The sequence below is a fragment of the Francisella noatunensis subsp. noatunensis genome (genome assembly GCF_009823375.1).
Lineage (GTDB): Bacteria > Pseudomonadota > Gammaproteobacteria > Francisellales > Francisellaceae > Francisella > Francisella noatunensis.
On sequence record NZ_WBSX01000131.1, the window covers coordinates 1 to 4,701 of the forward strand.

Here is a 4,701-nt window from a genome sequence, read left to right on the forward strand (position 1 = left end):
AACTAGCAAGACTGGCATCAAAGTATTCTTTGCTGATCCATACAGTCCTTGGCAAAGAGGTACTAATGAAAACATGAATAGGTATATCAGACAATTTATACCTAAAGGTACTAACTTTAACAATATATCTCATCAATACATTAGAAAGTTACAGATAGACTTGAATAATAGACCTAAGAAATGTTTAAATTACTTGACACCTAATGAAGTACATTTTGGTATCTCTATAAACATTGAGAATACTATCTAGCAAATTAGATAGAAATTTTAATTATTTTTTTATAGAATAATGATTATTATGTGAATGTTTAAAACGATTTTGGTTATTAATTTAAACATTTTCTCTCCATGGGTTTGGAGTGTAGTCAGTTTTACAGCGAGGGTTTGACCACACGGTTAAACAACTTGTTACTAGCCGAGTTGGCGCTTGGCTAGTATAAATTTAAATCTATCCCTCAAATAGCTTTAAAAACAAGGGCTTTCAAGCTTCAAGCTCATTGAAATTTTATAAATATTTTCTAATTTTAGAATATTAAAAAGTCAAATATTATACTTGACTTTGATGAATCAGTTGTGAAATGTAGGCAGTACAATACTTACTGTCTAAACTTGTCAGAAAATTAATTTGCTAAAATCTCAGCAGTGGCTTTGTTTAGTTCTTTTACAGTATTGTTTGATACTTGTAGTAACTCTTTTCTTTGTCAGAAATTTCAACTTTTATAGGTCTTACACCATTTGCAAAAATTTCAGCAGCTGCTTTAATTAAGACTTTTTATTTGATTCAAGCTTTAACAAAAACTCTTTTTTATCTAATCCACCAGTATAACCACCAAGTTTACCATTGGAGTTGATTACTCGATGACAAGGAATAATTATCGGTAATAGATTCTTACCATTAGCATTAGCTACAGCTCTAAAAGCAGTTGGTTTACCAATATTTGTAGCTTCTTTACGATAGCTGATTGTTTCTCCATAAGGGATCTTTATCAGCTCATGCCAAACTTGTTTTTGAAAGTCAGTACCAGTTAGTTGTAGAGGGATAGAGAATGTTTTTAACTTTTTGTTAAAATATTTATCAAGCTGATTTCTTGTTTGGTCAGTTATGTCATTTGTTTTGAATGATATTTTTGCATTATAAATTTTTAATAACTTTTCTATAGCGCAGATATTTGAATCACTAATAAAAAAACAAGCATATAGGTAATTATCATCAGCAATAGCAATGAGATTGCCAATAGGAGTTTTAATTTCTTCGGTATAAAATATGGTTTTATAATTTTCTTTGTTAATCGCAGCTAAATAAATTTGATGAGTTTCTTTGAGCATAAGTATATTATGTAATTTAGATACATTAGATAATAGCGAAGTAATGGCAAATAGTAAATTTTATAAATTTTTTCCAATAGCAGTACTAATCATTGGCATAATCTCTTTCTTTAGTTTTGGGGGGCAGCAGTATTTATCTCTTGAAGCACTCAAAAATAACTATCAAACAATATTAGACTTTGCTAATCAGCATTTTTTAGCTTGTATATTGGTATTTTTGATTGCATACATAGTTGTTGTAGCATTATCTATACCAGGGGCTACTATTATGACTTTGTTAGGTGGTTTACTATTTGGTTTGGTATTAGGTTCAATTATTGTTGTATTGGCTGCAACATTAGGAGCAAGTGTAGTTTTCATTGCTGTTAGAACAGCATTGGGAGATTCACTAAAGAACAAGGCTAAAGGTAGTATCGAAAAAATGCGACGAGGCTTTGAAAAGGATGTCTTTAACTATTTATTAATACTTAGATTGATACCTATATTTCCATTTTTTATTATAAATATCGCGGCGGGTATGTTTGGTGTTAAATTCAGAGACTTTTTCTGGGCAACATTACTGGGGATAATTCCTGGTAGTGTTATTTATGTCTGGGTTGGTACAAGCTTTGCTTATGTGATTCAGCAAGGTGCTGAGATAAATCTAGGTATTATATTAGAGCCTCAATTTATTTTGCCATTGATAGCCTTGGCAGTACTGTCAATTGTTCCAGTAATTATTAAAAAGAGAAAGTAGCTATGATTAAAGTAGATGTATGTGTTATCGGTGGTGGTTCAGGCGGGCTTTCTGTAGCAGCTGGTGCAGTACAAATGGGTGCAAGCGTAGCTCTCTGTGAAGGAGGTAAGATGGGGGGTGATTGTCTTAATTATGGTTGTGTGCCATCTAAGGCAATTATAGAAGCTTCTAGAGTTATTGCAAAATTAAATAAGGCTAAAGACTTTGGTATAAATGTAGATAGCATAGATATTGATTACTCTAATGTACAAGCACATATCAAAGCTATTATAGCAAAAATAGAGCCACATGACTCGGTCGAGCGCTTTGAGAAATTAGGGGTCAAAGTTATCCAAGAATATGCCGAGATAGTTGATCGCTATACGGTCAAAGCGGGTGATAATATTATCAAGACTAAATATGTTGTTATAGCTACTGGTTCAAGAGCAAGTATTCCTAATATCAAAGGTTTAGATAGCATTGAGTATCTAACCAATGAAACAATTTTTGAGCTTAAAAATAAGCCGCAGCATTTAATGATTATTGGTGGTGGACCTATAGGTGTAGAGCTAGCACAGGCTTATGCTTTGTTGGATAGCCAAGTTACAATTTTTGAAGCTTCAGATACTATCTTAGGTATGCTTGATAATGAATGTCGCAAAGTTGTGATTAAGGAGTTTGATCGTCTAGGTATCAATATAATTACAAATGTAAATATCACAGAGATTGAACAGCAAAATCAACAGATAAATGTTTGTTGTGGTGATAAATACTACGAAGGCTCGCATCTATTAGTTGCAGCAGGGAGACAGCCAAATTTAGCGAAGTTAAATCTAGATAATGTGGGTGTTAGATATACTTCTAGAGGTATAAATGTTAATAAGCGCTTGAGAACAAACTATAAAAATATCTATGCTATAGGTGATATTACCGGAGGGTATCAGTTCACTCATGTGGCAGGCTATCATGCTGGTATAGTGATCCAAAATATCTTATTCAAGTTACCAGCAAAAGTTGATTATAGTAGCTTGCCATGGTCTATATATACTAGCCCTGAAATCGCGCATGTTGGTCAAGATATCTCACAGGCTCAAGATCAAGGAGCAAAAGTTCTGAGATTGTCATATCAAAATAATGATAGAGCAGTCGCAAGTCTAGCAACTAATGGGTTAGTTAAAGTAGCGATCAATAAAAAGGGTCATATATTAGGGGTTACTATCGTTGGTGAAAGCGCTAGTGAGCTAATTGTACAATGGACTTTAGCAATCAAAAATAAACTAAAGATAAAAGATATAGCATCTCATATTGTGGCATATCCAACTTTGAGTGAGCTAAACAAAAGAATTGCCGGAAGTTATTTCACACCGAAACTATATAGTAACAAAGTTAGACGCTTAGTTAGACTGTTAATGAAAGTATTTGGTAAAAGGTTATGATAGAACAAAAAATCAGGCCAACTTTTCAGAAAATCTTCGTTGATAATGTTGCTAAGCTTGTAGCGCCCATAATAGCTCCTAACGTGGTTACAGTACTATCTTTAATCTGTGGCTTAGTTGCTGCAGTATCATTTTTTATAAACCAATACTTGTGTGTGTTTTTGCTACTGTTATCAGGATATCTAGATATTTTAGATGGCTCAGTTGCGCGTCTACAAAATAGCTTATCATCACTTGGAACTATGCTAGATATATTAAGTGATCGTTTTGTAGAGAGTTTTATTATTATCGTTATTTTTATTAATCAACTTAATATTGCATGGGTTGGTTTATTAATGATGATGTCTATTATTGTTTGTATTAGTAGTTTTTTGTTGGTCGGGATATTCAGTCAAAAAGAGTCTTCTAAAAGCTTTTACTATAGCCCAGGTTTAATTGAAAGAGCTGAAACATTTATCTTTTTTATAGTTATGATTTTATTACCGAGCACAGTATTTGTACTAGGCTTGATTTATACACTGTTAGTTTTATGGACTACGCTGTACCGTTGTTATGAATTTTACTGTTACGAAAAAATTAAGGAGCAATTATAATGAGAAATTTTTTAAACAAAACTTTTGTGGGTTTTATGGCTGGATTAATTAGTGCCTGTGTCTTATATAGCTAGATTGTATTCTCAATGTTTATAGAGATACCAAAATGTACTTCATTAGGTGTCAAGTAATTTAAACATTTCTTAGGTCTATTATTCAAGTCTATCTGTAACTTTCTAATGTATTGATGAGATATATTGTTAAAGTTAGTACCTTTAGGTATAAATTGTCTGATATACCTATTCATGTTTTCATTAGTACCTCTTTGCCAAGGACTGTATGGATCAGCAAAGAATACTTTGATGCCAGTCTTGCTAGTTAGCTTCTTATGTTTAGCAAACTCTTTACCATTATCAAATGTAGCTGTTAATATTTTATGACCATTAGATACTTTGTACAATATTCTATTGATTGAATTAGCTGTTCTATCTATAGACTTGGCTAAAATAGTAAATCTGCTAGCTCTATCGACCATTGTTACAATAGCACTTTTATGGTCTTTACCAACAATAGTGTCACCTTCAAAGTGATAAAGATTTTTTCTATTAGCACTGCTAGGTCTTTCAGAAATACTCGCTCTATCCTTTATCTTAACTTGTTTAGAGTCACCTTCTTTTTTGTATTTATATTG

At 32.3% G+C, this 4,701-nt stretch carries 6 protein-coding genes and 1 pseudogene; 4 read left to right on the forward strand and 3 right to left on the reverse strand.

Going from position 1 to position 4,701, the window contains the following annotated elements:
• Window positions 1–250: IS30 family transposase (locus F8C69_RS09115; protein ID WP_159183763.1), on the forward strand; the 250-nt coding region annotated here is incomplete at its 5' end.
• A 370-nt stretch (window positions 251–620) separates the two neighbouring features.
• On the opposite strand, the pseudogene F8C69_RS09120 reads toward F8C69_RS09115, so the two are convergent.
• Both F8C69_RS09120 and F8C69_RS09125 read right to left on the reverse strand, forming a co-directional pair.
• Window positions 621–748: pseudogene (locus F8C69_RS09120) on the reverse strand (malate dehydrogenase); the annotation flags it as partial.
• Window positions 749–762: 14 nt separating this feature from the next.
• Window positions 763–1,326 carry a methylated-DNA--[protein]-cysteine S-methyltransferase gene (locus F8C69_RS09125; RefSeq protein ID WP_159184950.1) on the reverse strand — a complete coding sequence of 188 codons (564 nt, stop codon included), beginning with the start codon at window positions 1,324–1,326 and terminating at the stop codon, window positions 763–765.
• A gap of 43 nt (window positions 1,327–1,369) precedes the next feature.
• On the opposite strand from F8C69_RS09125, the gene F8C69_RS09130 reads away from it, so the two are divergent.
• Genes F8C69_RS09130 through F8C69_RS09140 form a run of 3 tightly spaced genes read left to right on the forward strand, consistent with a single transcriptional unit; the run spans window position 1,370 to window position 4,070 of the window.
• Window positions 1,370–2,062: a TVP38/TMEM64 family protein gene (locus F8C69_RS09130; RefSeq protein WP_159184951.1), complete on the forward strand. Its 693-nt coding sequence runs from the start codon at window positions 1,370–1,372 to the stop codon at window positions 2,060–2,062.
• A 2-nt stretch (window positions 2,063–2,064) separates the two neighbouring features.
• A complete protein-coding gene (locus F8C69_RS09135) occupies window positions 2,065–3,477 on the forward strand; it encodes a dihydrolipoyl dehydrogenase family protein (protein WP_159184952.1) in 1,413 nt (470 codons plus the stop codon).
• The gene (locus F8C69_RS09140) at window positions 3,474–4,070 is read left to right on the forward strand and encodes a CDP-alcohol phosphatidyltransferase family protein (RefSeq protein ID WP_159184953.1); all 597 of its coding nucleotides are present in this window, start codon (window positions 3,474–3,476) and stop codon (window positions 4,068–4,070) included. Before F8C69_RS09135 ends, F8C69_RS09140 begins: the two co-directional genes overlap by 4 nt.
• Before the next feature lie 70 nt (window positions 4,071–4,140).
• On the opposite strand, the gene F8C69_RS09150 is transcribed toward F8C69_RS09140, so the two are convergent.
• A partial coding sequence (locus F8C69_RS09150; RefSeq protein ID WP_159183759.1) for an IS30 family transposase occupies window positions 4,141–4,701 on the reverse strand: 561 nt, incomplete at its 5' end.

Bases quoted from the DNA above. Each gene is read 5' to 3' on its own strand.
- F8C69_RS09125 (WP_159184950.1), bottom strand. From the start codon at position 1,326: ATGCTCAAAGAAACTCATCAAATTTATTTAGCTGCGATTAACAAAGAA.
- F8C69_RS09130 (WP_159184951.1), top strand. From the start codon at position 1,370: ATGGCAAATAGTAAATTTTATAAATTTTTTCCAATAGCAGTACTAATC.
- F8C69_RS09135 (WP_159184952.1), top strand. From the start codon at position 2,065: ATGATTAAAGTAGATGTATGTGTTATCGGTGGTGGTTCAGGCGGGCTT.
- F8C69_RS09140 (WP_159184953.1), top strand. From the start codon at position 3,474: ATGATAGAACAAAAAATCAGGCCAACTTTTCAGAAAATCTTCGTTGAT.